The sequence below is a fragment of the Mesorhizobium sp. Arg314 genome (assembly GCF_053714275.1).
In genome coordinates this window covers 36,569-58,832 of sequence record NZ_JBSKBP010000033.1, presented here as the reverse complement: position 1 = coordinate 58,832, position 22,264 = coordinate 36,569, and the positions used below count along the sequence as shown (strand labels likewise).

The following is a 22,264-nucleotide window of genomic DNA, read 5'->3' as shown; positions in this document are numbered from 1 at the left end:
GACGTGACGGGCATCGTGACGCTGCCTGCCGGCACCGAAATGGTCATGCCTGGCGACAACATCACCGTCGACGTCGAGCTGATCGTGCCGATCGCGATGGAAGAGAAGCTGCGCTTCGCCATCCGTGAAGGCGGCCGCACCGTCGGTGCCGGCATCGTCGTCACCATCAAAGAGTAAATTGGACTGAAACCGATCTGTCGCGGGCGCGGGAGCTGCCCGCGCCGCGCCAGAACAAGGAATTGACGCATGAACGGACAGAATATCCGCATCCGCCTTAAGGCGTTTGACCACCGGGTGCTCGACGCCTCGACGCGCGAAATCGTGTCGACCGCCAAGCGCACCGGCGCCAACGTCCGCGGCCCCATTCCGCTGCCGACACGGATCGAAAAATTCACGGTCAACCGGTCGCCCCACGTCGACAAGAAGAGCCGCGAGCAGTTCGAGATGCGCACGCACAAGCGGCTGCTCGACATCGTCGATCCGACCCCGCAGACGGTCGATGCTTTGATGAAGCTCGATCTGGCCGCCGGTGTCGACGTCGAGATCAAGCTCTAAAGGAATGAGAGCGCGGTAAGGGGCGGTGCCCCTGGCCCGGAACTCTAAAGGAATTGAACCGATGCGTTCAGGTGTGATTGCAAAGAAGGTGGGAATGACCCGCATCTACAACGATGCCGGGGAACACGTTCCTGTCACCGTTCTCCAGATGGAGAACTGCCAGGTCGTGGCCCAGCGCACGCAGGAGAAGAACGGCTACACCGCCGTCCAGCTGGGCGTCGGCCTTGCCAAGGTGAAGAACACGTCGAAGGCCATGCGCGGCCATTTCGCCGCCGCTTCCGTCGAGCCCAAGGCCAAGGTCGCCGAGTTCCGCGTCTCCGCCGACAACATGATCGATGTCGGCGCCGAACTGACCGTCGAGCATTTTGTCGCCGGCCAGAAGGTCGACGTCACCGGCACCTCGACCGGTAAGGGCTTCCAGGGCGTGATCAAGCGGCACCACATGGGTGGTGGCCGCGCCACACACGGCAACTCGGTCTCGCACCGCACGCACGGCTCGACCGGTCAGCGCCAGGACCCCGGCAAGGTGTTCAAGGGCAAGAAGATGGCCGGCCACATGGGCGACACCCGCGTGACCACGCAGAATGTCGAGGTCGTCTCGACCGACGCCGATCGCGGCCTGATCCTGATCCGCGGCGCGGTTCCCGGTGTCAAGGGCGCCTGGATCCTGGTTCGCGACGCTGCCAAGGTTGCGCTGCCGGCCAACGCGCCGAAGCCTGCCGCGATCCGCGCCGCTGCCGCCAAGAATGAAGCCCCGGCCACTGAGGGAGCCGAATAATGGATCTCAAGATCACAACGCTGGGCGGCAAGGACGCCGGCAAGGTGAAACTCTCCGAGGAGATTTTCGGCCTTGACCCGCGCGAGGACATCCTGCAGCGCGTCGTGCGCTGGCAGCTCGCCAAGAAGCAGCAGGGCACGCACAAGGCCAAGGGCCGCGCCGAGATCGCGCGCACCGGCGCCAAGATGTACAAGCAGAAGGGTACGGGCCGCGCCCGTCACCACTCGGCTCGCGCTCCGCAGTTCCGCGGCGGCGGCAAGGCGCACGGCCCAGTCGTTCGCAGCCATGAGCACGAGCTGCCGAAGAAGGTGCGCGCCCTCGGCTTGAAGCATGCTCTGTCGGCCAAGGCCAAGAGCGCTTCGATCATCGTCATCGACGAGCTGAAGCTCGCCGAGGCCAAGACCAAGACGCTGGCGGCGAACCTCGAGACGCTGGGGCTGACCAATGCCCTGGTGATCGGCGGCGCCGAGCTCGACCAGAACTTCAAGCTGGCGGCGACCAACATTCCGAACATCGACGTGCTGCCCATCCAGGGCATCAACGTCTACGACATTCTGCGCCGCGGCACGCTGGTCCTTTCGAAGGCCGCCGTCGAGGCTCTCGAGGAGCGCTTCAAATGACCGACCTTCGTCATTACGACGTGATCGTCTCGCCGGCGATCACCGAAAAGTCGACCATGGCTTCCGAGCAGAACCAGGTCGTCTTCAACGTCGCCAAGAAGGCGTCGAAGCCGGAAATCAAAGCTGCCGTGGAAGCTCTCTTCGGCGTCAAGGTGACGGCTGTGAACACGCTCGTCCGCAAGGGCAAGATCAAGCGCTTCCGCGGCACGGTTGGCCGCCAGGGCGACGTCAAGAAGGCGGTTGTGACGCTGGCCGACGGCCAGTCGATCGACGTCGCGACGGGTCTCTGAGCAAGGCCGCGAGGACAGGACAATGGCACTTAAGAAATTCAACCCGGTAACGCCGAGCACCCGCCAGCTGGTCATCGTCGACCGCTCGGGCCTCTACAAGGGCAAGCCCGTCAAGGGCTTGACCGAAGGCCTGACCAAGTCGGGCGGCCGCAACAATTACGGCCGCATCACGGCCCGCTTCATCGGCGGCGGTCACAAGCGTTCGTACCGCATCATCGACTTCAAGCGTAAGAAGTACGATGTCGTCGGCACGGTCGAGCGTATCGAATACGATCCGAACCGCACCGCCTTCATCGCGCTGATCAAGTATGACGACGGCGAGCTGTCCTACATCCTGGCCCCGCAGCGCCTTGCTGCCGGCGACAAGATCGTGGCCGGCGAAGCGGTCGACGTGAAGCCGGGCAACGCGATGCCGCTGGCCTCGATGCCGGTCGGCACGATCGTCCACAACATCGAGCTGAAGCCGGGCAAGGGCGGCCAGGTCGCCCGTTCGGCCGGCGGTTACGCCCAGCTCGTCGGCCGCGACCAGGGCATGGCGATCCTGCGCCTCAACTCGGGCGAGCAGCGCGTCGTGCACGGCTCCTGCATGGCCACCGTGGGTGCCGTGTCGAATCCCGACCACGGCAACATCAACGACGGCAAGGCCGGTCGCACCGTCTGGCGCGGCAAGCGCCCGCACAATCGCGGTGTGGCCATGAACCCGGTCGACCATCCGCATGGCGGCGGTGAAGGCCGCACCTCGGGTGGCCGTCATCCGGTTTCGCCCTGGGGCAAGCCGACCAAGGGCAAGAAGACGCGGTCCAACAAGGCGACCGACAAGTTCATCCTGCGCTCGCGTCATCAGCGCAAGAGCTAAGAAGAGGTAACGCCAAGTGACTCGTTCGATTTGGAAAGGCCCCTTCATCGACGGCTACCTTCTCAAGAAGGTGGACAAGGTTCGTGAAGGTGGTCGCAATGAGGTGATCAAGATGTGGAGCCGTCGCTCCACCATCCTGCCGCAGTTCGTCGGCTTCACCTTCGGTGTCTACAACGGCCAGAAGCACGTCCCGGTCTCGGTGAACGAGGACATGGTCGGCCACAAGTTCGGTGAATTCGCTCCGACCCGGACCTATTACGGTCATGGCGCGGATAAGAAGGCGAAGAGGAAATAATCATGGGCAAGGCCAAAGCTCCGCGCAGGCTTGCTGATAACGAGGCGCGTGCCGTTCTGCGCACGATCCGTATCAGCCCGCAGAAGCTGAACCTGGTTGCCGCGCTGATCCGCGGCAAGAAGGTCGCGACAGCGCTTTCCGACCTCGAATTCTCGGCCAAGCGGATTTCCGGCACGGTCAAGAAGACGCTGGAATCGGCGATCGCCAACGCGGAAAACAATCACGACCTCGACGTCGATGCGCTGGTCGTGGCGGAAGCCTATGTCGGCAAGTCGATCGTCATGAAGCGCTTCCACGCTCGTGGCCGCGGTCGCGCCAGTCGTATCGAAAAGCCGTTCTCGCACCTCACGATCGTCGTTCGTGAAGTCGAGGAAAAAGGGGAGGCCGCATAATGGGCCAGAAAGTCAATCCGATCGGGCTGCGTCTCGGCATCAACCGTACCTGGGATTCGCGCTGGTTCGCGAACACCGGCGAGTACGGCCAGCTGCTGCACGAGGACCTCAAGATCCGCAAATATCTTGAGAAGGAACTGAAGCAGGCCGCGATCTCCAAGGTCGTGATCGAGCGTCCGCACAAGAAGTGCCGCGTCACCATCCATGCCGCGCGCCCGGGCCTGATCATCGGCAAGAAGGGCGCCGACATCGAGAAGCTTCGCAAGAAGCTGACCGAGATGACGAAGTCCGAAACGCACCTCAACATCGTTGAAGTGCGCAAGCCGGAGATCGACGCCACGCTGATCGCCCAGTCGATCGCGCAGCAGCTCGAGCGCCGCATCGCGTTCCGCCGTGCCATGAAGCGCGCCGTTCAGTCGGCCATGCGCCTCGGCGCCGAAGGCATCCGCATCAACTGCTCCGGCCGTCTCGGCGGCGCCGAAATCGCGCGCATGGAGTGGTACCGCGAAGGCCGCGTGCCGCTGCATACGCTGCGCGCCGATGTCGACTACGGCACGGCCGAGGCGAACACGGCTTACGGCATCTGCGGCGTCAAGGTGTGGGTGTTCAAGGGCGAGATCCTCGAACACGACCCGATGGCTTCGGAGCGTCGCGCCACCGAAGGTGATGCCGCGCATGGCGGCGGTGGCGGCGAGCGTGAGCGCGGCCGTCGTCGCGAGAACGCCTGAGACATTTGAGAATTTGGAGTTAGAACGATGCTGCAGCCAAAGCGCACAAAGTTCCGCAAGCAGTTCAAGGGCCGTATCCACGGTACCGCCAAGGGCGGCACCAATCTGGATTTCGGCGGTTTCGGGCTGAAGGCGCTTGAGCCGAACCGCGTCACCGCGCGCGAGATCGAGGCGGCCCGCCGCGCGATCACCCGCGAGATGAAGCGCGCCGGCCGCGTCTGGATCCGGGTGTTCCCGGATCTGCCGGTCACCTCGAAGCCGACCGAAGTCCGCATGGGTAAGGGCAAGGGCGCCGTCGACTACTGGGCGGCGCGCGTCAAGCCCGGCCGCATCATGTTCGAGATCGACGGCGTCAGCGAGGAGACCGCGCGTGAGGCGCTGCGTCTCGGCGCCGCCAAGCTCTCGGTCAAGACGCGCTTCGTGCAGCGCATCGCAGAATAAGGACAGGCGATCATGAAAGCCGAAGACATCCGGACCAAGACCCAGGATCAGCTGACCGACGACCTGGCCAGCCTGAAGAAGGAGCAGTTCAACCTGCGCTTCCAGAAGGCCACCGGTCAGCTCGAAAAGACCGCGCGCGTGAAGCAGGTCCGCAAGGACATCGCGCGCATCAAGACCATTGCCGCGGAAAAAGCCGCGGCCAAGAAGGGTTAAGACCATGCCAAAGCGCATTTTGCAGGGCACCGTCGTCAGCGACAAGAACGAGAAGACGGTTGTCGTCAAGGTCGAGCGGCGCTTCACGCATCCCGTGATGAAGAAGACCGTGCGCATGACCAAGAAGTACAAGGCGCACGACGAGAACAACGCCCACAAGGTCGGCGACCAGGTGTTCATCCAGGAATCGAAGCCGATTTCGAAGGACAAGCGCTGGATCGTCGTCACCTCGGACCAGGCGTAAACAAACGAATTTTGGACAGACCGGGGAGGGGCTTCGAGCCTGTCCCGTTAGAAAAGAAGAAGGCGGCCAGTCATGATTCAGATGCAAACAAACCTCGACGTCGCGGACAATTCCGGCGCCCGTCGTGTCATGTGCATCAAGGTGCTGGGCGGTTCGAAGCGGAAATATGCCTCCGTCGGCGACATCATCGTGGTGTCGATCAAGGAAGCCATTCCGCGCGGCCGCGTTAAGAAGGGCGACGTGATGAAGGCGGTCGTGGTTCGCACGGCCAAGGACATCCGCCGCCCGGACGGCAGCGTGATCCGTTTCGACAAGAACGCGGCCGTTCTCGTCGACAATAAGAAAGAGCCGATCGGCACCCGTATCTTCGGACCGGTTCCGCGCGAGCTTCGCGCCAAGAACCACATGAAGATCATCTCGCTCGCGCCTGAAGTGCTGTAAGGAGCCGGACCAATGCAAAAGATCAAAAAAGGCGACAAGGTCGTCGTGCTTGCCGGCAAGGACAAGGGCCGTTCGGGCGAGGTCCTGTCGGTGCAGCCGAAGGAAGACACCGCGCTCGTTCGCGGCGTGAACCTCATTCGCCGTCACCAGAAGCAGAGCCAGTCCCAAGAGGGCGGGATCATCACCAAGGAAGCGCCGATCCACCTGTCGAACATCGCGCTGGCCGACCCCAAGGACGGCAAGCCGACCCGCGTCGGCTTCACCATCCAGAAGGACGGCAAGAAGGTGCGCGTCGCCAAGCGTTCGGGAGAAGTCATCAATGGCTAAGGCTGAAACCAAGCAGGCAACTGCCAAGAACGAGCCGCGCCTCAAGAAGGTCTACAACGAGACCATCCGCAAGGCGATGCAGGAGCAGTTCGGCTACGACAACGACATGCAGGTTCCGCGCATCGACAAGATCGTGCTGAACATGGGTGTCGGCGAAGCGACCGCGGACTCCAAGAAGCCCTCGGTCGCGGCCGAGGATCTCGCGATGATCGCCGGCCAGAAGGCCGTCGTCACCCGTGCCCGCAACTCGATTGCCGGCTTCAAGGTGCGCGAGAATATGCCGATCGGCGCCAAGGTCACGCTGCGCAAGGAACGCATGTACGAGTTCCTCGACCGCCTCGTGAACATCGCGCTGCCGCGCGTTCGCGACTTCCGCGGACTGAACCCGAAGAGCTTTGACGGCCGTGGCAACTATGCCATGGGCATCAAGGAACACATCGTGTTCCCGGAGATCAACTACGACAAGGTCGATCAGGTCTGGGGCATGGACGTCATCGTTTGTACGACGGCGAAGACGGACGACGAGGCGAGAGCGCTGCTCAAGGCCTTCAACTTCCCCTTCCGCCAGTAACGGCAGCGAAAAAGGAAACATCTGAAATGGCAAAGACCAGCTCAGTCGAGAAGAACAACCGGCGCCGCAAGCTCGCCGACCAGTACGCCGCCAAGCGCACGGCGCTCAAGGCCATCATCATGGATCAGTCCAAGCCGATGGAAGAGCGTTTCCGCGCCCAGTTGAAGCTTTCGGCACTGCCGCGCAACTCGGCCAAGATCCGCATCCGCAACCGCTGCGAAGTCACGGGCCGTCCGCGTGCCTACTATCGCAAGCTCAAGCTTTCGCGTATCGCGCTTCGCGATCTGGGCAATACCGGCCAGATCCCGGGCCTGGTCAAGTCGAGCTGGTAAGGAGACACTGAGATGTCATTGAGCGATCCTCTCGGCGATATGCTGACCCGCATCCGCAACGCCTATGGCCGTAAGAAGTCGAGCGTTTCGACCCCGGCCTCGCGTCTGCGCGCCCGCGTCCTCGAAGTGCTGAAGTCGGAAGGCTATATCCGCGACTACAGCCAGACCGATTTTGAAAACGGCAAGTCGGAAATCGAGATCGAGCTGAAGTATTTCGACGGCGCCCCGGTCGTGCGCGAAATCGCGCGTGTCTCGAAGCCCGGCCGCCGCGTCTATGTCTCGGCCAAGTCGATCCCGCAGGTCGCCAACGGCCTCGGCATCGCCATCCTTTCGACGCCGAAGGGCGTGATGGCCGACCACGAAGCGCGCGAGCAGAATGTCGGCGGCGAGATCCTCTGCCAGATCTTCTGATCCGGCGCGAGATTGATGAATGGGCTTCGGTTCTCGGGATCGCGCCCGGGAACTGGAACCTGAAACCAAAGAAGTGACGAGGACAACAAAATGTCTCGTATCGGAAAGAAACCCGTTTCGCTGCCGCAGGGCGTGACCGCGACCGTCAACGGCCAGACCGTGACGGCGAAGGGCCCCAAGGGCGAGCTGAAGTTCGTGGTGAACGACGAAGTGCTGGTCAAGATGGAAGGCAGCGAGATCGCTGTCGAGCCGCGCGACCAGACCAAGGCGGCCCGCTCCAAGTGGGGCATGTCGCGCACGCAGATCGTCAACATCCTGCAGGGCGTAAAGGACGGCTTCGAGAAGAAGCTCGAGATCACCGGCGTCGGCTATCGTGCGGCGCTGCAGGGCAAGAACCTGCAGCTGGCCCTCGGCTTCAGCCACGATGTGGTCTATGAGACGCCGCAGGGCATCACGATCACCGTGCCGAAGCCGACCGAGATCACGGTCTCGGGAATCGACAAGCAGCAGGTCGGCCAGGTCGCCGCCGAGATTCGCGAATATCGCGGTCCGGAGCCGTACAAGGGCAAGGGTGTGCGCTATGCCGACGAGCGCATCGTGCGCAAGGAAGGCAAGAAGAAGTAATAGGCTTGGCCCCGAAAAGTTGCGGACTTTTCGGAAAGGGCCAAGCCCGGGAAGTGTAACGCCGCGGGGAGCGGCCGCGGGAGGCCTGGCCTACCGCACATGGTTGCCCCCGTTTTCTGAAGGCAAGGAACTGACATTATGGCAAGCCCCAAAGAGACCATCCAGCGCCGCGCGCAGCGCGTACGCCGCCAGCTGAAGAAGGTCGCCGGCGCGCGCCCGCGGCTTTCGGTGCACCGCACCTCGAAGAACATCTACGTCCAGGTCATCGACGATGCCAACGGCCACACGCTGGCTGCCGCCTCGACGCTCGAGAAGGACCTCAAGGGTTCGCTCAAGACCGGCGCCGACACCGCAGCCGCCGCCGCGGTCGGCAAGCTGATCGCCGAGCGCGCCACCAAGGCCGGCGTCAAGGAAGTCGTCTTCGACCGCGGTCCGTATATCTATCATGGCCGCGTCAAGGCGCTGGCCGAGGCTGCCCGCGAAGGCGGCCTGAGCTTCTGATGCATGTTCCCGAAAAGTTGCAGACTTTTCGGATAAGATCATGCAAAGGGAAAATCCGCCGTCGGCGACCCGAATGAGGCGCCGGCAAACAGCAACCCGTGCTTCCGGAAAAGAACAAGGAACAGGATATGGCACAGGAACGTAGAGAAGGCGGCCGCGGCCGCGAACGCGAAGAGCGCGACGATGGCATGGTGGACAAGCTCGTCCACATCAACCGCGTCGCCAAGGTGGTGAAGGGTGGCCGTCGCTTCGGCTTTGCCGCTCTCGTCGTCGTCGGCGACCAGAAGGGCCGCGTCGGCTTCGGCCACGGCAAGGCGCGCGAAGTGCCGGAAGCGATCCGCAAGGCGACCGAGTCGGCCAAGCGCGACATGATCTTCGTGCCGCTGCGTTCGGGCCGCACGCTGCATCACGACGTCGAGGGCCGCTGGGGCGCTGGACGCGTTCTGCTGCGCGCCGCCAAGCAGGGTACCGGCATCATCGCCGGCGGTCCGATGCGCGCTGTCTTCGAGACGCTCGGCATGCATGACGTGGTCGCCAAGTCGATGGGGTCGTCGAACCCCTACAACATGGTTCGCGCCACCTTCGATGCGCTGAAGAGCCAGATGCATCCGAAGGATGTGGCTGCCGCGCGCGGTATCAAGTACTCGACCCTTCAGGCCCGCCGCGGCACCGCCGTTGCGGCTGAAGAATAGTCGCCGCTGACCAGGGATTTCGACCATGGCCAAGAAAGCTACCAAGACTATCACCGTCGAGCAGATCGGTTCGCCGATCCGCCGGCCGAAGGAGCAGCGCGCGACGCTGGTCGGCCTCGGCCTGAACAAGATGCACAAGCGGCGCACGCTGGAAGATACCCCTTCCGTGCGCGGCATGATCGCCGCCGTCCAGCACCTCGTCCGCGTCGTGGACGAGGCCTGAACGGAAGCGCAGGAGAAGCAACATGAAACTCAACGATCTGCGTGACAAGGACGGCGCCACGCACTCCAGGAAGCGCCTCGGCCGCGGCATCGGCTCCGGCTCGGGCAAGACCGCCGGTCGCGGCGTCAAGGGTCAGAAGGCCCGCTCGGGCGTTGCCATCAACGGCTTCGAAGGCGGCCAGATGCCGCTCTACCGGCGCCTGCCGAAGCGTGGCTTCAACAACATCTTCGCCAAGAGCTTCACTGTCGTGTCGCTGGCTCGTATCCAGGCCGCGATCGACGCCAAGAAGCTCGACGCCAAGGCGACCGTGACGGCCGAGGCCCTGGTTGCCGCCGGCGTCATCCGCCGCGCCAAGGACGGCGTGCGCGTGCTCTCCGACGGCGAATTGAAGGCGAAGCTCTCCTTCGACGTCGCCGGCGCCTCTAAGGCCGCGATCGAGAAGATCGAGAAGGCCGGCGGTTCGGTGAAGCTGCCGGAAGCTGCCGCCGCCGAGTAACGGCGATTTGAAGCGCGGCCGGCGGGAATGACTTCGAATCCTCCGCCGAACCGTGCTTCGATCTGGTGAATTGGGCGGCCGCGTCAACGCGGCCGCTTGCATGTTTACGGTCCGGAGCTTATCTCGTGAGCTTCGGTGACACGCGCCGCCTGAGCTGCGGGCATCGAGCGTGACACAGAAATCAAAGAAGTAGAGCATGATGTAGTCCGAAAACCGCTCCACACTTTTCGGCATCATGCTCTAGCGGAGAATCAGGCATGGCTTCGGCTGCTGAACAACTAGCCTCCAATCTCAATTTCGCGGCCTTCGCCAAGGCCGAGGATCTGAAGAAGCGCATCTGGTTCACGATCGGCGCGCTGCTTGTCTATCGCCTCGGCACCTACATCCCGCTTCCCGGCATCAATCCCGACGCGTTCGCCCAGGCCTTCTCCTCGCAGAGCAAGGGCGTGCTCGGCATGTTCAACATGTTTGCCGGCGGCGCCGTGCAGCGCATGGCGATCTTTGCGCTGGGCATCATGCCTTACATTTCCGCCTCCATCATCATGCAGCTGATGACGTCGGTCATCCCGTCGCTGGAAGCGCTGAAGAAGGAAGGCGAGCAGGGCCGCAAGATCATCAACCAGTACACGCGCTATGGCACCGTGCTTCTGGCGCTGATCCAGGCCTACGGCATTTCGATAGGCCTCGAAGGCGGCAACGGCATCGTCAACGATCCCGGCATGTTCTTCCGCATCTCGACCGTCGTCACGCTGGTCGGCGGCACCATGTTCCTGATGTGGCTCGGCGAGCAGATCACCGCGCGCGGCATCGGCAACGGCATTTCGCTGATCATCTTCTCCGGCATCGTCGCCGGCCTGCCGCGGGCGATCTCCGGCACGCTGGAACTGGGCCGCACCGGCGCGCTGTCGACCGGCTTGATCCTGGCGATTATCGTGCTGGCCATCATCGTCATCGCGCTGATCGTCTTCTTCGAGCGCGCGCAGCGCCGCCTGCTCATCCAGTATCCGAAGCGCCAGGTCGGCAACCGCATGTTCCAGGGCGATACCTCGCACCTGCCGCTGAAGCTCAACACCTCGGGCGTCATCCCGCCGATCTTCGCCTCTTCGCTGCTGCTTTTGCCGGCGACGGTCGCGGGCTTCTCGCAGGCGACCAACCTGCCGGCATGGGCAAGCACGATCCTGGCCTCGCTCGGCCACGGCCAGCCGCTCTACATGCTCTTCTATGCGGGCATGATCGTCTTCTTCGCCTTCTTCTACACGGCGATCGTCTTCAACCCGAAGGACACGGCAGACCAGCTCAAGAAGCATTCCGGCTTCATCCCGGGCTACCGTCCGGGTGAGCGCACCGCCGATTATATCGACTATGTTCTGACGCGTATCACCGTCGTCGGCGCCATCTACCTTGTGCTGGTCTGTCTGCTGCCGGAGTTCCTGATTTCGGCGACTGGCGTACCTTTCTACCTCGGTGGCACATCGCTTCTGATCGTGGTCAGTGTCACGCTCGACACGGTAGCGCAGATTCAGGGTCACCTGATCGCGCACCAGTATGAGGGCCTGATCAAGAAGTCGAAGTTGCGCGGGGGTAAGAGGAGCAGATGAGGCTGATATTGCTTGGGCCGCCAGGAGCGGGCAAGGGGACGCAAGCACAAAGACTGGTAGAAAAACACGGCATACCCCAGCTCTCGACGGGTGACATGCTGCGTGCCGCCGTCCAGGCCGGAACCGAGGTCGGCAAGCGCGCCAAGGCGGTGATGGATGCCGGTGAGCTGGTCTCGGATGCGATCGTCAACGCCATCGTCGCCGAACGCATAGATCAGCCGGATTGCGCCAAGGGTTTCATCCTCGACGGCTATCCGCGCACGCTGGTCCAGGCCGATGCGGTGGAAGCCATGCTCGCCGAGCGCGGCATTGCGCTTGACACAGTCATCGAGCTCGTCGTCGACGACAAGGCGCTGGTCGGCCGAATCGTCAAACGCGCCGAGGATGCCAAGGCCGTCGGCCAGCCGGTGCGCAAGGACGACAACCCCGAGGTGTTCGAAGAACGCCTGCGCGAATACTACAAGAAGACGGCGCCGCTGATCGGCTACTACTACGCCAAAGGCAAGCTCAAGACCGTCGACGGCATGGCGGGTATCGATGCGGTGACGACCGAGATCGGCAAGGTGCTCTCGGCAGCGGCGAAGTGAGCCGCGCTGACAATTAAAGATTGCGCTTGACTGGAGTGGGCCGTTGGGTTATGGCGGCCCGTCTTCCTATCAGGCATGGACTTTGCTTGCCCTTGCGGGCAAGGCAGTCGCTTTGAACCAGGAAACTCCCGCAAGGGCCGGCCTCCACCGGACGCGGGGCAACTTCGAAAGCGCCGGCTTGTCCGGCCCATATGGAGAAAGAGAAGAAAATGGCTCGTATAGCCGGCGTCAACATTCCGACCAACAAGCGCGTCGTCATCGCGCTTCAGTACATTCACGGCATCGGCAAGAAGTTTGCCCAGGAGATCGTCGACAAGGTCGGCATCCCGGCGGACCGCCGCGTCAACCAGCTGACCGACGCGGAAGTGCTGCAGATCCGCGAGACGATCGACCGCGACTACCAGGTCGAAGGCGACCTGCGCCGCGAAGTCTCGATGAACATCAAGCGGCTCATGGACCTCGGCTGCTACCGCGGCCTGCGTCACCGCCGCTCGCTGCCGGTCCGCGGCCAGCGCACGCATACCAATGCGCGCACCCGCAAGGGCCCGGCCAAGGCAATCGCCGGCAAGAAGAAGTAATTTAGGGGAGTAAGGGAGTAGGGCAGTAAGGCAATAGGGGATCGCGTTTTCCCTACTCCCTTACTGCCTTACTCCCCTACTGCCTTCCCAAGGTGGAGCCGCTGGCATTACGGCGGTGTAGAGATCAACTGAAAGGACTACCATGGCCAAGGAAGCCGCTCGTGTTCGCCGTCGCGAACGCAAGAATATCTCGTCGGGCGTTGCCCACGTCAATTCGACCTTCAACAACACCATGATCACCATCACCGACGCGCAGGGCAATTCGATTGCCTGGTCGTCGGCCGGTGCGCAGGGCTTCAAGGGTTCGCGCAAGTCGACCCCGTTCGCCGCCCAGATGGCTGCCGAGGACGTCGCCAAGAAGGCGCAGGAGCACGGTATGCGCATGCTCGAGGTCGAGGTCTGCGGACCCGGCTCCGGTCGTGAATCGGCCCTTCGCGCGCTGCAGGCGGCTGGCTTCACCATCACCTCGATCCGTGACGTGACGCCGATCCCGCACAATGGCTGCCGTCCGCGCAAGAAGCGCCGCGTCTAATTTTTTAAACGCCGCGTGAACGCCAAGGCGTTCCTCCGCGGTTTTCCGTGTCGCCCGCCACGATTGGATGGTGGCGGGGCAAAGGAAGGAAGACATCTATGATTCAGAAAAACTGGCAGGAACTGATCAAGCCGAACAAGATCGAGTTCTCGTCGAAGAAGAAGACGCTGACCACGCTGGTGGCCGAGCCGCTCGAACGCGGCTTTGGCCTGACGCTGGGCAACGCGCTGCGGCGCGTGCTTCTGTCTTCGCTGCGCGGCGCGGCTGTGACCGCCGTGCAGATCGACGGCGTGCTGCATGAATTCTCGTCCATCGCCGGCGTGCGCGAGGACGTGACCGACATCGTGCTCAACATCAAGGAAATCGCCATCCGCATGGAAGGCGATGGTCCCAAGCGCATGGTCGTGCGCAAGCAGGGCCCGGGCGCCGTGCTCGCTGGCGACATCCAGACCGTCGGCGACGTCGAGATCCTCAACCCCGACCACGTCATCTGCACGCTGGACGAGGGCGCCGAGATCCGCATGGAGTTCACCGTCGACACCGGCAAGGGCTATGTGCCGGCAGAGCGCAACCGCGCCGAGGACGCGCCGATCGGCCTGATCCCGGTCGACAGCCTCTACTCGCCGGTCAAGAAGGTCTCCTACAAGGTCGAGAACACCCGCGAGGGCCAGGTGCTCGACTATGACAAGCTGACCATGACCATCGAGACCAACGGCTCGATCTCGGGCGAGGACGCGGTCGCTTTCGCCGCCCGCATCCTGCAGGACCAGCTCGCTTTGTTCGTCAACTTCGATGAGCCGCAGAAGGAAGTCGCCGCCGAGGCCGTCACCGAGCTCGCCTTCAACCCGGCGCTGCTCAAGAAGGTCGACGAGCTCGAGCTCTCGGTGCGTTCGGCCAACTGCCTGAAGAACGACAACATCGTCTATATCGGCGACCTGATCCAGAAGACCGAAGCCGAGATGCTGCGCACCCCGAACTTCGGCCGCAAGTCGCTGAACGAGATCAAGGAAGTGCTGGCGGCAATGGGCCTCCATCTCGGCATGGAAGTGCCGGACTGGCCGCCGGAAAACATCGAAGATCTCGCCAAGCGTTACGAAGACCAATATTGAGCATGAATTCCAAGGATCGGCGGCGAGAGCCGCTCGATCCGACGGTCATGCGGAAAATCATCAGAGGCCGTGGCCTCTTGAACAACTGAAGAAGGAAAAGAGCCATGCGCCACGGTTTCAAAGGCCGCCGCTTCGCCCGCAGCATCAGCCATCGCAAGTCGATGTTCGCCAATCTTGCCGTCTCGCTGATCGAGCACGAGCAGATCGTCACCACCCTGCCGAAGGCGAAGGACCTGCGTCCGATCGTCGAGAAGCTCGTCACGCTCGGCAAGCGCGGCGATCTGCACGCCCGCCGCCAGGTGATCGCGCAGATCGGCAATGAAGGCGTCGTCAAGCGCCTGTTCGAGACCATCGCTCCGCGCTACGCCACCCGCAACGGCGGCTATCTGCGCATCATGAAGGCGGGCTTCCGCAAGGGTGACAACGCCGCGATGGCGGTCATCGAGTTCGTCGACCGCGACACCTCGGCCAAGGGCGCCGGCGACCGCGCTCGCCTCGAGGCGGAAGGCGCCAATGAGGAAGCCGCGGCCGCCTGAGGCACGCGTTTTCTTCAATGACTTCAAGGGGCCCGCGGGCCCCTTTTGCATTCGGAACAGTTTGAGCCGGGTGAGAGGAATTTCACGCCCGGGTTCATGCTTTTGCGCGACAAGTGTCGCATTTGTGTGCATTAGCCTTTCATTCTGCACAATCGTGGGGACAATGGCGCCCGATCTGGAGGGATTCGAAAATGCACCTCAAACGACTGTTTCTTGTTGCCGCGCTGGCCGTTTTCGCCGCGGCTCCGGCCGCAAGACAGGCATTGGCCGAGGGCGCTGCCAAGCCGGCCGATCCGGGCCTATCCGACGTGCTGACCGATCTCTTGCATGGCGTCGAAGGCGAGAACGGCACCTCCGGCCCCGACAAGCGCGTGCCGTTCGGCCGCGAGCAGGTGCAGCTCTCCTTCGCGCCGCTGGTCAAGCAAACGGCGCCGGCCGTCGTCAATGTCTATGCCTCGCAGACCGCAAAGGTGACGTCGCCCTTCGAAGGCGATCCCTTCTTCGAGGAGTTCTTCGGTCGCGCGCAGCCGCGCGCGCAGTCGTCGCTGGGCTCCGGCGTGCTGGTCGATCCGAGCGGCGTGATCGTCACCAATTACCACGTCATCAAGGACGCCGATGAAGTGAAGGTCGCGACCGCGGACGGGCGCGAATTCGCCAGCAAGGTCATGCTCAAGGACGAGACGCTCGATCTCGCGGTGCTCAAGATTTCGGCCGACAAACCGTTCCCGGTGATCGCCATCGGCGATTCCGACGCGCTCGAGGTCGGTGACCTCGTGCTGGCCATCGGAAATCCGTTCGGCGTCGGCCAGACCACCACCAGCGGCATTGTCTCGGCACTTGCCCGCAGCCATATCGGCGTTTCGGATTCGGGCTATTTCGTCCAGACCGATGCCGCCATCAACCCCGGCAATTCCGGCGGCGCGCTGATCAACATGGGCGGCCAGTTGGTCGGCATCAACACGGCCATCTACAGCCGCAGCGGCGGCTCGATCGGCATCGGCTTCGCCATCCCCTCGAACATGGTGCGCGCCTTTGCCGATGCCGCCAAGGCCGGGCTCGACTTCTTCGAGCGGCCCTATATCGGCGCGGAGTTCGAAGCGGTGACGCTGCAGATCGCCGAATCGCTCGGCATGGAGAAGCCGACCGGCGCGTTGGTCTCGACGGTGGACGCCGCGGGCCCCGCCGGCAAGGCGGGGCTGAAGCCGGGCGATGTCATCCTGTCGCTCAACAACACACCGGTCGAAAGCATCGAGGCGCTCGACTACCGCATGGCGACGCTGTCGATCGGCACCAAGGCGACGTTCGCCGTGCTGAGCAAGGGTCAACAGGCGACGCTGGAAATCCCGCTGGAGAGAGCGCCGGAAGGCGCCAAGCCCAGCGAAGTTGTCCTGCGTGGCCGCAGCCCCTTTTCCGGCGCCAAGGTCGCGGAACTGTCGCCGAGGCTTGCCCAGCGGCTTGGCCTTCGCACCGATCTCAAGGGCGTCACCGTCGTCGACATCAGCCGCGATTCGCCGGCCGCCGATTTCGGCTTCCAGCCCGGCGATATCGTGCGTGAGGTGAACGGCACCACCGTCGATACCGCGGCGACGCTGGCACAGGTTGCCCAGCAGGACACGCGCTGGTGGCGCTTTACCGTCGAGCGCGGCGGGCAGATACTGCGCCAGGTGTTGCGTTACTAAGGCGATCTTCCCATCTCTGAGGATCGCGCTCCAACCAAAAGACATGCATGGCCGATCTGTTCAGCTCTGATGAACCGGAGAAAGCGCCACCCGGGCGGCCGCTTGCCGACCGGTTGCGCCCGAAGAACCTCGGCGAGGTCGTCGGCCAGGAGCATCTGACCGGCCCCGACGGCGCGCTGACCAGGCTGATCGATTCCGGTTCGCTCGGCTCGATGATCTTCTGGGGTCCGCCCGGCACCGGCAAGACAACGGTTGCGCGGCTGCTGGCCGGCGAGACCAATCTTGCCTTCGAGCAGATATCGGCCGTGTTTTCTGGCGTCGCGGACCTCAAGAAGGTCTTCGAGGCCGCCAAGCTGAGGCGTGCCAACGGCCGCCAGACGCTGCTCTTCGTCGACGAGATCCATCGCTTCAACCGCGCCCAGCAGGACGGTTTTCTCCCCGTCATGGAGGACGGCACGGTGGTGCTGGTCGGCGCCACCACGGAGAACCCGTCCTTCGAGCTGAACGCCGCGCTTCTGTCCCGCGCCCGCGTGCTGGTGTTTCGCTCGCTGGGCGAAGAAAGCATCACCAAGCTTCTGGCGCGCGCGGAAGAAGCCGAGGGCAGGGCGCTGCCGCTCGATGAAGAGGCGCGCGCGATGCTCATCCGCATGGCGGACGGCGACGGCCGCGCCTCGCTGACGCTGGCCGAGGAGGTCTGGCGCGCCGCCAAGAAAGGCGAGGTATTCAGCCCGGAAGGCCTGCAGCGCGTCATCCAGCGCCGCGCGCCGATCTACGACAAGGGCCAGGACGGTCACTACAATCTGATCTCGGCGCTGCATAAGTCGGTGCGCGGCTCCGATCCGGATGCTGCCCTCTATTACCTCGCCCGCATGTTCGATGCCGGCGAGGATCCGCTCTATCTCGGCCGCCGGCTCGTGCGCATGGCGGTGGAGGATATCGGGCTCGCCGATCCCCAAGCGCTTGTCGTCGCCAATGCGGCCAAGGACGCCTATGACTATCTTGGCTCGCCCGAGGGCGAGCTCGCCTTCGCCCAGGCTGCCGTCTATCTCGCCACCGCGCCGAAATCGAATGCTGTCTACAACGCCTTCAAGGCAGCGACAGCGGCCGCCAAGGAGTTCGGCTCGCTGCTGCCGCCCAAGCACATCCTCAACGCGCCGACCAAGCTGATGAAGCAGGACGATTACGGCGCCGGCTATCGCTACGATCATGACGAGCCGGACGCGTTTTCCGGCCAGGACTATTTTCCGGAAAAGATGGGTCGGCGCACTTTCTACGATCCGCCGGAGCGCGGTTTCGAGCGCGATATCCGCAAGCGGCTGGAATACTGGGCAAAGCTGCGCAGCGAACGGAACGGTTGAGTTGCGCCCCCTGTGGTCGGCGACCGCGAAGCCACGCCTTGGCCGGGGACGAGCTTGGCTTGCCGCCTGTGCATTGAGTTGAAGTGGAGTAACATACTCCAAATACTTGCGCTGGCCGACCATTGAGACCTGTGCGACGGCATTGTGCCGGGAAACAAAAAATCTTATCTAGACCCACGGCGGGCGGGGGTCGCCGTGATTTTGGCAAACGGAACAGGATCGCGCTCCCGCGCGAATGACAATGACAAAGCAAACCGTCAAGACGCTCCGCAAGGCTGCCATCGCGGTCGTGGTTCTCGGGCTCGGCTTCTACTTCATCCCGATCATTACGGCGATCTTCGTTGTCTGCGGCCTGATCGACGTCATGCGCAACGACCAGAAGGACCGCAATCTGTTCGACCGCTATTTCCTCGGCAACGGCCTGTTCACCTGGCTGCTGTCGCCGTTCAACCTGATCGTCGACCTGCTCTGCTACCGCAATCCCGGTGTCTGGAAGCCCGAGCAGTTCCCCGAGGACTATCAGCGCGAGATCAACGAGGTCCTGGGCGTCTTCAACGCGCGCAAGGACGAAATCATCGCCGATATCGACGCCAATTTCGGCGCCGGCCGTCGCGGCATGTATGTCTACCAGTGGTACGGCAAGCACAAGATCGACAACGTCCCCGAATTCAACAAGGACTACAAATACATCAAGACGATCGCGGTATCCGTTTTCAGCAAGCGCGAATCCACGTCCTGGCACTTCGGTCCGCTCCGGCTCAGCCTGCGCATCCTCTACAATCTGATTCCGGTGAAGGCCGAGATATTCGTCCAGTGCGGCAGCAAGAAGAACTACTGGTACGACAATCCGCTCTTCATCTTCGATGACACGCTGTTCCACCGGTCGGTCAACGAATATGACGGCCGCCGCTACTGCGTTTTCGTCGACATCATCCGTCCGTCTCCATTCCCGAGGCTGATCGCGGGCCTTCTTGCCATCGTCTCGGTCAGCGTCGAGCGCATCAATTCCGTCTTCTACAAGAATTGGAAGATGATCGGCTCGTCCAAGCCGAAGGCCGCCGCCAACTGATTGGGCATCGAGCTGTTGCCGTGGTTCGGCTGGTGTCGATGATCTGACATCGCGACGATTGGGGCAATCGCCGTGCTTTGTTGGGTCTTTGGCTCGCAACCTGCGTGCCTTAGTGCTATGGCGCCGCTTTCAAATGGAAAAGCGAAGTCATGGCAGGTGTTGAACAGATCACGGTGGAGGCCGGCGAGGCGGGCATGCGGCTCGATCGCTGGTTCAAGGTCCATTTCCCAGGCCTCGGCTTCGGCCACCTGCAAAAGCTCTTACGCTCGGGCCAGGTCCGGGTCGACGGCGGTCGGGTAAAGGCCGACACGCGCGTCGAGCCCGGCCAGACCGTGCGCGTCCCGCCGCTTGATGTCGACAAGAAAGGCGACGCGCCACTCACTGGCCACTCGATCCGCAATCAGGGTGATGCCGACGTGCTCGCCAAGATGCTCTTGCATGAGGATCCGAAAGTCTTCGTGTTCAACAAGCCGGCCGGCTTGGCGGTGCAGGGCGGCTCGGGTGTCACCCGCAACGTCGACGACATGCTGGAGGCTTGGCGCAACCAGAAGGGCGAGAAGCCGCGCCTCGTGCACCGCCTCGACCGCGACACCTCCGGCGTGCTGGTGGTTGCCCGCACGCGTCTTGCAGCGATGAAGCTGTCGGAAGCGTTCCGGGCGCGTGAGACCAAGAAGACTTACTGGGCGCTGGTCAAGGGCGTGCCGCCGAAGCGCGAGGACAAGATTTCGACCTGGCTGACCAAGGAGTCGACTGAGGACGGCGACCGCGTACGCGTGGCCGCGCATGGTGAAAAAGGCGCCGACCACGCTGTGTCCTTCTACCGCATCATCGAGCAGGCGGCACAGACCATGACCTGGCTTGAGATGGAGCCTTATACCGGCCGAACACACCAGCTTCGCGTTCATGCCGCCTATATCGGCTGCCCGATCATCGGCGATCCCAAATATTTCGAGGCCGATACCAACTGGGATTTCCCAGGCGGCATTCAAAACCGCCTGCATCTGCATGCACGCCGCATCATCATCCCGCACCCCGACCACGGCGTCATCGATGTCACGGCGCCGATGCCGCCGCATATGCGTCAGAGCTGGAACCTGATCGGCTTCGACGAACAGAGTGCGGAGGACTGACATTGGCGGCTGCGCCTGCATTGGATCGCCGCAATGCGGTCGACATGGCCGCGGCCGCCATCATGGTCTGGCTGACATTTTCCTGGGGGCTGAACTACGTTGCCGCCAAGATATCCTATGCTGGCTACGACCCTGTCTTCGTCTCGATCGCGCTCGTTTCTCGGCGGGCTCTGCGTGCTTGGATGGTGTCGCCTGCGCGGCATCAAGCTCTTCGAAGCCGACGGGACGCTTGGCGCCGGCATCGTCGTCGGCGTCCTCTTCGGCGTCGAGTTCCTGTGCCTCTATATCGGGCTCGAATACACCACCGTTGCCCGCAACACGCTCTTGGTCAACACCATGCCGTTCTGGGTCCTGATCGGCGGCCATTTCCTGCTGGGCGAACGCATCAACGCCCGCAAGCTGGCCGGGCTCATCCTTGCATTCTGCGGCCTCGTGGCGGTCTTTTCCGACGGCATCGTCGCCGGAAACGACGCAACGCGGACAGGAGACCTGCTCAGCCTCGGTTCAGGCATCCTCTGGGCGACGACCAGCATCGTCATCAAGCGGTCGAAGCTGGTCGAGACCAGCGCCGAGAAACTGCTGCTTTATCAACTGGCAGGCGCCGCCATTGTCGGTGCCCTGGTGATGCCGTTCGCGGGCCCGCCGATCCGCGCGGTTGCCGCCTTGCCGACCCTGGCGCTGCTGTTCCAGTCTTTCTATATCGTCGCCTTCACCTATGTGTTGTGGTTCTGGCTGCTCACGCGCTATCCGGCGGCCGGATTGTCGAGCTTCGCCTTCCTGTCGCCGGTGTTCGGCGTTCTGTGCGGCGCGGTGCTGTTGGGCGAGCCGCCGACGATCAGGATCTTCCTGGCACTGGGGCTGATCGCCGCTGGCCTGATCACCGTCAACCGCCCGGCGCGCAGGCAGCCCGCACCCTAGAGCGTTCACCGTTTCACAGAAACGGAAACCGCTCTATCTCTTTGTTTTGACGCAATTCCAGACGGAAAACCGTTTCACACTTTTCCTGGAATTGCTTTAAGGAGTTCGACATGCGCGACATCCTCGAAGACCTCGAAGCCGGAAAACTGCTTTCCGATCCCGATCCGGTGCGCCGCGCCCAGATCCAGATGAAGACGCCGCTACCGAAGCGTTTTTATAAGGCCGTTTCGGTCGTCCCGGCGGAAGGTGGCTTTGCCGTGCATCTCGACGGCAGGCCGGTGCGCACACCGGGCAAGGCCGTGACGGTGCTGCCGACCGAAAAGGCGGCCGCGCTGGTGGCCGATGAATTCAGCGCGCAGGTTGAGGTCATCGATCCCGTCACGATGCCGGTCATGCGCCTCGTCAACACCGCCATCGACGGCGTCGCCTCCGACCCGCAGGCGGTGCTGGAGGATGTCCTGCGCTTCGCCTCGTCCGATCTGCTCTGCTACCGCGCCGATGGTCCGCAAGGCCTGGTCGACCGTCAGAACAAGCTATGGGACCCGGTGCTGGACTGGGCACAAGGCCATCTCGGCGCGCGCTTCAACCTTGCCGAAGGCGTCATCCATGTCGAGCAGCCGCGCGAAGCCATCGCCGTCCTCGGCGTGCATCTTGGCCAGCGTTCCGAGCCGATGCGGCTGGCCGCCCTCCATGTCATGACCGCGCTGACCGGTTCGGCGCTGCTGGCGCTGGCCGTCGATTTCGGCGAGCTCGATGGTGAGGAAGCCTGGGCCGCCGGCCATGTCGACGAGGACTGGCAGATCGAGCACTGGGGCCATGATGCCGAGGCCGTTGCGCGCCGCTCGGCCCGCAAACGCGACATGATGGCGGCGGTCAGCCTGCTCGAGGCACTGCAAGGCTAAAGCAATTCCAGGAAAAGTGCGCCGCGGTTTTCCGTCCGGAATTGCGACAAAAAGAAAACAGCCATTCCAGGAAAAGTGCGCCGCGGTTGGGCTCGGCGACTTCGCCGTAGCCTTCCGTCCGGAATTGCGACAAAAGAAAACAGCAATTCCAGGAAAAGTGCGCCGCGGCTGGGCTCGGCGACTTCGCCGTAGCCCTTCGTCCGGGATTGCGTAAAACAAACTTGGAGTGGATCGGCGA

33 protein-coding genes and 1 pseudogene are annotated in these 22,264 nt (G+C 63.1%); all 34 read left to right on the top strand.

The window, feature by feature from the left end; translation table 11 throughout:
* The coding region (locus tag ACWGS9_RS26485) for an EF-Tu C-terminal domain-related protein (RefSeq protein ID WP_454508015.1) at nucleotides 1-177 on the top strand (177 nt) is incomplete at its 5' end.
* 69 nt (nucleotides 178-246) lie between these two features.
* Entirely contained in the window at nucleotides 247-555 is a 309-nt protein-coding gene (gene rpsJ, locus ACWGS9_RS26480) for a 30S ribosomal protein S10 (RefSeq protein ID WP_006205468.1), read from the top strand.
* Nucleotides 556-616: 61 nt separating this feature from the next.
* Nucleotides 617-1,333 carry a 50S ribosomal protein L3 gene (gene rplC / locus ACWGS9_RS26475; RefSeq protein ID WP_095765515.1) on the top strand — a complete coding sequence of 239 codons (717 nt, stop codon included), beginning with the start codon at nucleotides 617-619 and terminating at the stop codon, nucleotides 1,331-1,333.
* A complete protein-coding gene (gene rplD, locus ACWGS9_RS26470) occupies nucleotides 1,333-1,953 on the top strand; it encodes a 50S ribosomal protein L4 (RefSeq protein WP_112099609.1) in 621 nt (206 codons plus the stop codon). Before rplC ends, rplD begins: the two co-directional genes overlap by 1 nt.
* Nucleotides 1,950-2,243 (top strand): 50S ribosomal protein L23, encoded by a 294-nt coding sequence (locus ACWGS9_RS26465; RefSeq protein ID WP_040983033.1) that lies wholly within the window; start codon nucleotides 1,950-1,952, stop codon nucleotides 2,241-2,243. Before rplD ends, ACWGS9_RS26465 begins: the two co-directional genes overlap by 4 nt.
* 22 nt (nucleotides 2,244-2,265) lie before the next feature.
* Nucleotides 2,266-3,099, top strand: coding sequence for a 50S ribosomal protein L2 (gene rplB, locus ACWGS9_RS26460; RefSeq protein WP_126084116.1), 834 nt, complete (start codon nucleotides 2,266-2,268; stop codon nucleotides 3,097-3,099).
* A gap of 16 nt (nucleotides 3,100-3,115) precedes the next feature.
* Nucleotides 3,116-3,394 carry a 30S ribosomal protein S19 gene (rpsS, locus tag ACWGS9_RS26455; protein WP_006205463.1) on the top strand — a complete coding sequence of 93 codons (279 nt, stop codon included), beginning with the start codon at nucleotides 3,116-3,118 and terminating at the stop codon, nucleotides 3,392-3,394.
* Between the two features lie 2 nt (nucleotides 3,395-3,396).
* A complete protein-coding gene (gene rplV / locus ACWGS9_RS26450) occupies nucleotides 3,397-3,786 on the top strand; it encodes a 50S ribosomal protein L22 (RefSeq protein WP_010909277.1) in 390 nt (129 codons plus the stop codon).
* Entirely contained in the window at nucleotides 3,786-4,514 is a 729-nt protein-coding gene (rpsC, locus tag ACWGS9_RS26445; protein ID WP_095818137.1) for a 30S ribosomal protein S3, read from the top strand. The genes rplV and rpsC overlap by 1 nt, the downstream gene beginning before the upstream one ends.
* A 27-nt stretch (nucleotides 4,515-4,541) precedes the next feature.
* Nucleotides 4,542-4,955, top strand: a complete 414-nt coding sequence (rplP, locus tag ACWGS9_RS26440) for a 50S ribosomal protein L16 (RefSeq protein WP_027170364.1) — start codon at nucleotides 4,542-4,544, stop codon at nucleotides 4,953-4,955.
* Between the two features lie 12 nt (nucleotides 4,956-4,967).
* A complete protein-coding gene (gene rpmC, locus ACWGS9_RS26435) occupies nucleotides 4,968-5,168 on the top strand; it encodes a 50S ribosomal protein L29 (protein ID WP_140701052.1) in 201 nt (66 codons plus the stop codon).
* A gap of 4 nt (nucleotides 5,169-5,172) precedes the next feature.
* On the top strand, nucleotides 5,173-5,412 hold the full coding sequence (gene rpsQ, locus ACWGS9_RS26430) for a 30S ribosomal protein S17 (protein ID WP_027170362.1): 240 nt from the start codon (nucleotides 5,173-5,175) through the stop codon (nucleotides 5,410-5,412).
* Between the two features lie 72 nt (nucleotides 5,413-5,484).
* Nucleotides 5,485-5,853: a 50S ribosomal protein L14 gene (gene rplN / locus ACWGS9_RS26425; RefSeq protein ID WP_006205457.1), complete on the top strand. Its 369-nt coding sequence runs from the start codon at nucleotides 5,485-5,487 to the stop codon at nucleotides 5,851-5,853.
* Nucleotides 5,854-5,865: 12 nt separating this feature from the next.
* The gene (rplX, locus tag ACWGS9_RS26420) at nucleotides 5,866-6,180 is read left to right on the top strand and encodes a 50S ribosomal protein L24 (RefSeq protein ID WP_454508011.1); all 315 of its coding nucleotides are present in this window, start codon (nucleotides 5,866-5,868) and stop codon (nucleotides 6,178-6,180) included.
* Nucleotides 6,173-6,751 (top strand): 50S ribosomal protein L5, encoded by a 579-nt coding sequence (gene rplE, locus ACWGS9_RS26415; RefSeq protein WP_036260373.1) that lies wholly within the window; start codon nucleotides 6,173-6,175, stop codon nucleotides 6,749-6,751. Before rplX ends, rplE begins: the two co-directional genes overlap by 8 nt.
* Before the next feature lie 26 nt (nucleotides 6,752-6,777).
* Nucleotides 6,778-7,083, top strand: a complete 306-nt coding sequence (rpsN, locus tag ACWGS9_RS26410; protein ID WP_042642199.1) for a 30S ribosomal protein S14 — start codon at nucleotides 6,778-6,780, stop codon at nucleotides 7,081-7,083.
* A gap of 12 nt (nucleotides 7,084-7,095) precedes the next feature.
* The gene (gene rpsH / locus ACWGS9_RS26405; RefSeq protein WP_320311066.1) at nucleotides 7,096-7,494 is read left to right on the top strand and encodes a 30S ribosomal protein S8; all 399 of its coding nucleotides are present in this window, start codon (nucleotides 7,096-7,098) and stop codon (nucleotides 7,492-7,494) included.
* A 90-nt stretch (nucleotides 7,495-7,584) separates the two neighbouring features.
* Nucleotides 7,585-8,118, top strand: coding sequence for a 50S ribosomal protein L6 (gene rplF, locus ACWGS9_RS26400; protein WP_140802996.1), 534 nt, complete (start codon nucleotides 7,585-7,587; stop codon nucleotides 8,116-8,118).
* Between the two features lie 138 nt (nucleotides 8,119-8,256).
* Nucleotides 8,257-8,619 carry a 50S ribosomal protein L18 gene (gene rplR / locus ACWGS9_RS26395; RefSeq protein ID WP_320214075.1) on the top strand — a complete coding sequence of 121 codons (363 nt, stop codon included), beginning with the start codon at nucleotides 8,257-8,259 and terminating at the stop codon, nucleotides 8,617-8,619.
* A gap of 128 nt (nucleotides 8,620-8,747) precedes the next feature.
* Nucleotides 8,748-9,311: a 30S ribosomal protein S5 gene (gene rpsE / locus ACWGS9_RS26390; protein ID WP_032933400.1), complete on the top strand. Its 564-nt coding sequence runs from the start codon at nucleotides 8,748-8,750 to the stop codon at nucleotides 9,309-9,311.
* 25 nt (nucleotides 9,312-9,336) lie between these two features.
* Nucleotides 9,337-9,534 carry a 50S ribosomal protein L30 gene (gene rpmD / locus ACWGS9_RS26385; protein ID WP_027170355.1) on the top strand — a complete coding sequence of 66 codons (198 nt, stop codon included), beginning with the start codon at nucleotides 9,337-9,339 and terminating at the stop codon, nucleotides 9,532-9,534.
* A gap of 22 nt (nucleotides 9,535-9,556) precedes the next feature.
* Nucleotides 9,557-10,030, top strand: a complete 474-nt coding sequence (gene rplO / locus ACWGS9_RS26380; RefSeq protein WP_140646279.1) for a 50S ribosomal protein L15 — start codon at nucleotides 9,557-9,559, stop codon at nucleotides 10,028-10,030.
* A gap of 257 nt (nucleotides 10,031-10,287) precedes the next feature.
* Entirely contained in the window at nucleotides 10,288-11,628 is a 1,341-nt protein-coding gene (gene secY, locus ACWGS9_RS26375) for a preprotein translocase subunit SecY (RefSeq protein ID WP_320311068.1), read from the top strand.
* A complete protein-coding gene (locus ACWGS9_RS26370) occupies nucleotides 11,625-12,215 on the top strand; it encodes an adenylate kinase (protein ID WP_454508010.1) in 591 nt (196 codons plus the stop codon). Before secY ends, ACWGS9_RS26370 begins: the two co-directional genes overlap by 4 nt.
* 209 nt (nucleotides 12,216-12,424) lie before the next feature.
* Nucleotides 12,425-12,793, top strand: coding sequence for a 30S ribosomal protein S13 (gene rpsM, locus ACWGS9_RS26365; RefSeq protein ID WP_027170351.1), 369 nt, complete (start codon nucleotides 12,425-12,427; stop codon nucleotides 12,791-12,793).
* 142 nt (nucleotides 12,794-12,935) lie between these two features.
* Nucleotides 12,936-13,325, top strand: coding sequence for a 30S ribosomal protein S11 (gene rpsK, locus ACWGS9_RS26360; protein ID WP_006205444.1), 390 nt, complete (start codon nucleotides 12,936-12,938; stop codon nucleotides 13,323-13,325).
* A 98-nt stretch (nucleotides 13,326-13,423) separates the two neighbouring features.
* A complete protein-coding gene (locus ACWGS9_RS26355; protein WP_040983001.1) occupies nucleotides 13,424-14,434 on the top strand; it encodes a DNA-directed RNA polymerase subunit alpha in 1,011 nt (336 codons plus the stop codon).
* A gap of 104 nt (nucleotides 14,435-14,538) precedes the next feature.
* Nucleotides 14,539-14,970, top strand: a complete 432-nt coding sequence (gene rplQ / locus ACWGS9_RS26350; protein WP_320311070.1) for a 50S ribosomal protein L17 — start codon at nucleotides 14,539-14,541, stop codon at nucleotides 14,968-14,970.
* 191 nt (nucleotides 14,971-15,161) lie between these two features.
* Entirely contained in the window at nucleotides 15,162-16,649 is a 1,488-nt protein-coding gene (locus ACWGS9_RS26345; protein WP_454508009.1) for a DegQ family serine endoprotease, read from the top strand.
* A gap of 47 nt (nucleotides 16,650-16,696) precedes the next feature.
* Nucleotides 16,697-18,007, top strand: a complete 1,311-nt coding sequence (locus ACWGS9_RS26340) for a replication-associated recombination protein A (protein ID WP_454508008.1) — start codon at nucleotides 16,697-16,699, stop codon at nucleotides 18,005-18,007.
* 241 nt (nucleotides 18,008-18,248) lie between these two features.
* The gene (locus ACWGS9_RS26335) at nucleotides 18,249-19,076 is read left to right on the top strand and encodes an aspartyl/asparaginyl beta-hydroxylase domain-containing protein (protein ID WP_454508007.1); all 828 of its coding nucleotides are present in this window, start codon (nucleotides 18,249-18,251) and stop codon (nucleotides 19,074-19,076) included.
* A 149-nt stretch (nucleotides 19,077-19,225) separates the two neighbouring features.
* A complete protein-coding gene (locus ACWGS9_RS26330; RefSeq protein WP_454508006.1) occupies nucleotides 19,226-20,206 on the top strand; it encodes an RluA family pseudouridine synthase in 981 nt (326 codons plus the stop codon).
* A gap of 44 nt (nucleotides 20,207-20,250) precedes the next feature.
* Nucleotides 20,251-21,124: pseudogene (locus ACWGS9_RS26325) on the top strand (DMT family transporter).
* 110 nt (nucleotides 21,125-21,234) lie between these two features.
* The gene (locus ACWGS9_RS26320) at nucleotides 21,235-22,026 is read left to right on the top strand and encodes an ATP12 family chaperone protein (RefSeq protein WP_454508005.1); all 792 of its coding nucleotides are present in this window, start codon (nucleotides 21,235-21,237) and stop codon (nucleotides 22,024-22,026) included.
* Nucleotides 22,027-22,264: the final 238 nt, after the last annotated feature.

What these genes read in the sequence shown, in the direction of transcription:
- rpsJ (WP_006205468.1), top strand. Translation starts at nt 247, where the DNA reads ATGAACGGACAGAATATCCGCATCCGCCTTAAGGCGTTTGACCACCGG.
- rplC (WP_095765515.1), top strand. Translation starts at nt 617, where the DNA reads ATGCGTTCAGGTGTGATTGCAAAGAAGGTGGGAATGACCCGCATCTAC.
- rplD (WP_112099609.1), top strand. Translation starts at nt 1,333, where the DNA reads ATGGATCTCAAGATCACAACGCTGGGCGGCAAGGACGCCGGCAAGGTG.
- ACWGS9_RS26465 (WP_040983033.1), top strand. Translation starts at nt 1,950, where the DNA reads ATGACCGACCTTCGTCATTACGACGTGATCGTCTCGCCGGCGATCACC.
- rplB (WP_126084116.1), top strand. Translation starts at nt 2,266, where the DNA reads ATGGCACTTAAGAAATTCAACCCGGTAACGCCGAGCACCCGCCAGCTG.
- rplV (WP_010909277.1), top strand. Translation starts at nt 3,397, where the DNA reads ATGGGCAAGGCCAAAGCTCCGCGCAGGCTTGCTGATAACGAGGCGCGT.
- rpsC (WP_095818137.1), top strand. Translation starts at nt 3,786, where the DNA reads ATGGGCCAGAAAGTCAATCCGATCGGGCTGCGTCTCGGCATCAACCGT.
- rplP (WP_027170364.1), top strand. Translation starts at nt 4,542, where the DNA reads ATGCTGCAGCCAAAGCGCACAAAGTTCCGCAAGCAGTTCAAGGGCCGT.
- rpmC (WP_140701052.1), top strand. Translation starts at nt 4,968, where the DNA reads ATGAAAGCCGAAGACATCCGGACCAAGACCCAGGATCAGCTGACCGAC.
- rpsQ (WP_027170362.1), top strand. Translation starts at nt 5,173, where the DNA reads ATGCCAAAGCGCATTTTGCAGGGCACCGTCGTCAGCGACAAGAACGAG.
- rplN (WP_006205457.1), top strand. Translation starts at nt 5,485, where the DNA reads ATGATTCAGATGCAAACAAACCTCGACGTCGCGGACAATTCCGGCGCC.
- rplX (WP_454508011.1), top strand. Translation starts at nt 5,866, where the DNA reads ATGCAAAAGATCAAAAAAGGCGACAAGGTCGTCGTGCTTGCCGGCAAG.
- rplE (WP_036260373.1), top strand. Translation starts at nt 6,173, where the DNA reads ATGGCTAAGGCTGAAACCAAGCAGGCAACTGCCAAGAACGAGCCGCGC.
- rpsN (WP_042642199.1), top strand. Translation starts at nt 6,778, where the DNA reads ATGGCAAAGACCAGCTCAGTCGAGAAGAACAACCGGCGCCGCAAGCTC.
- rpsH (WP_320311066.1), top strand. Translation starts at nt 7,096, where the DNA reads ATGTCATTGAGCGATCCTCTCGGCGATATGCTGACCCGCATCCGCAAC.
- rplF (WP_140802996.1), top strand. Translation starts at nt 7,585, where the DNA reads ATGTCTCGTATCGGAAAGAAACCCGTTTCGCTGCCGCAGGGCGTGACC.
- rplR (WP_320214075.1), top strand. Translation starts at nt 8,257, where the DNA reads ATGGCAAGCCCCAAAGAGACCATCCAGCGCCGCGCGCAGCGCGTACGC.
- rpsE (WP_032933400.1), top strand. Translation starts at nt 8,748, where the DNA reads ATGGCACAGGAACGTAGAGAAGGCGGCCGCGGCCGCGAACGCGAAGAG.
- rpmD (WP_027170355.1), top strand. Translation starts at nt 9,337, where the DNA reads ATGGCCAAGAAAGCTACCAAGACTATCACCGTCGAGCAGATCGGTTCG.
- rplO (WP_140646279.1), top strand. Translation starts at nt 9,557, where the DNA reads ATGAAACTCAACGATCTGCGTGACAAGGACGGCGCCACGCACTCCAGG.
- secY (WP_320311068.1), top strand. Translation starts at nt 10,288, where the DNA reads ATGGCTTCGGCTGCTGAACAACTAGCCTCCAATCTCAATTTCGCGGCC.
- ACWGS9_RS26370 (WP_454508010.1), top strand. Translation starts at nt 11,625, where the DNA reads ATGAGGCTGATATTGCTTGGGCCGCCAGGAGCGGGCAAGGGGACGCAA.
- rpsM (WP_027170351.1), top strand. Translation starts at nt 12,425, where the DNA reads ATGGCTCGTATAGCCGGCGTCAACATTCCGACCAACAAGCGCGTCGTC.
- rpsK (WP_006205444.1), top strand. Translation starts at nt 12,936, where the DNA reads ATGGCCAAGGAAGCCGCTCGTGTTCGCCGTCGCGAACGCAAGAATATC.
- ACWGS9_RS26355 (WP_040983001.1), top strand. Translation starts at nt 13,424, where the DNA reads ATGATTCAGAAAAACTGGCAGGAACTGATCAAGCCGAACAAGATCGAG.
- rplQ (WP_320311070.1), top strand. Translation starts at nt 14,539, where the DNA reads ATGCGCCACGGTTTCAAAGGCCGCCGCTTCGCCCGCAGCATCAGCCAT.
- ACWGS9_RS26345 (WP_454508009.1), top strand. Translation starts at nt 15,162, where the DNA reads ATGCACCTCAAACGACTGTTTCTTGTTGCCGCGCTGGCCGTTTTCGCC.
- ACWGS9_RS26340 (WP_454508008.1), top strand. Translation starts at nt 16,697, where the DNA reads ATGGCCGATCTGTTCAGCTCTGATGAACCGGAGAAAGCGCCACCCGGG.
- ACWGS9_RS26335 (WP_454508007.1), top strand. Translation starts at nt 18,249, where the DNA reads ATGACAAAGCAAACCGTCAAGACGCTCCGCAAGGCTGCCATCGCGGTC.
- ACWGS9_RS26330 (WP_454508006.1), top strand. Translation starts at nt 19,226, where the DNA reads ATGGCAGGTGTTGAACAGATCACGGTGGAGGCCGGCGAGGCGGGCATG.
- ACWGS9_RS26320 (WP_454508005.1), top strand. Translation starts at nt 21,235, where the DNA reads ATGCGCGACATCCTCGAAGACCTCGAAGCCGGAAAACTGCTTTCCGAT.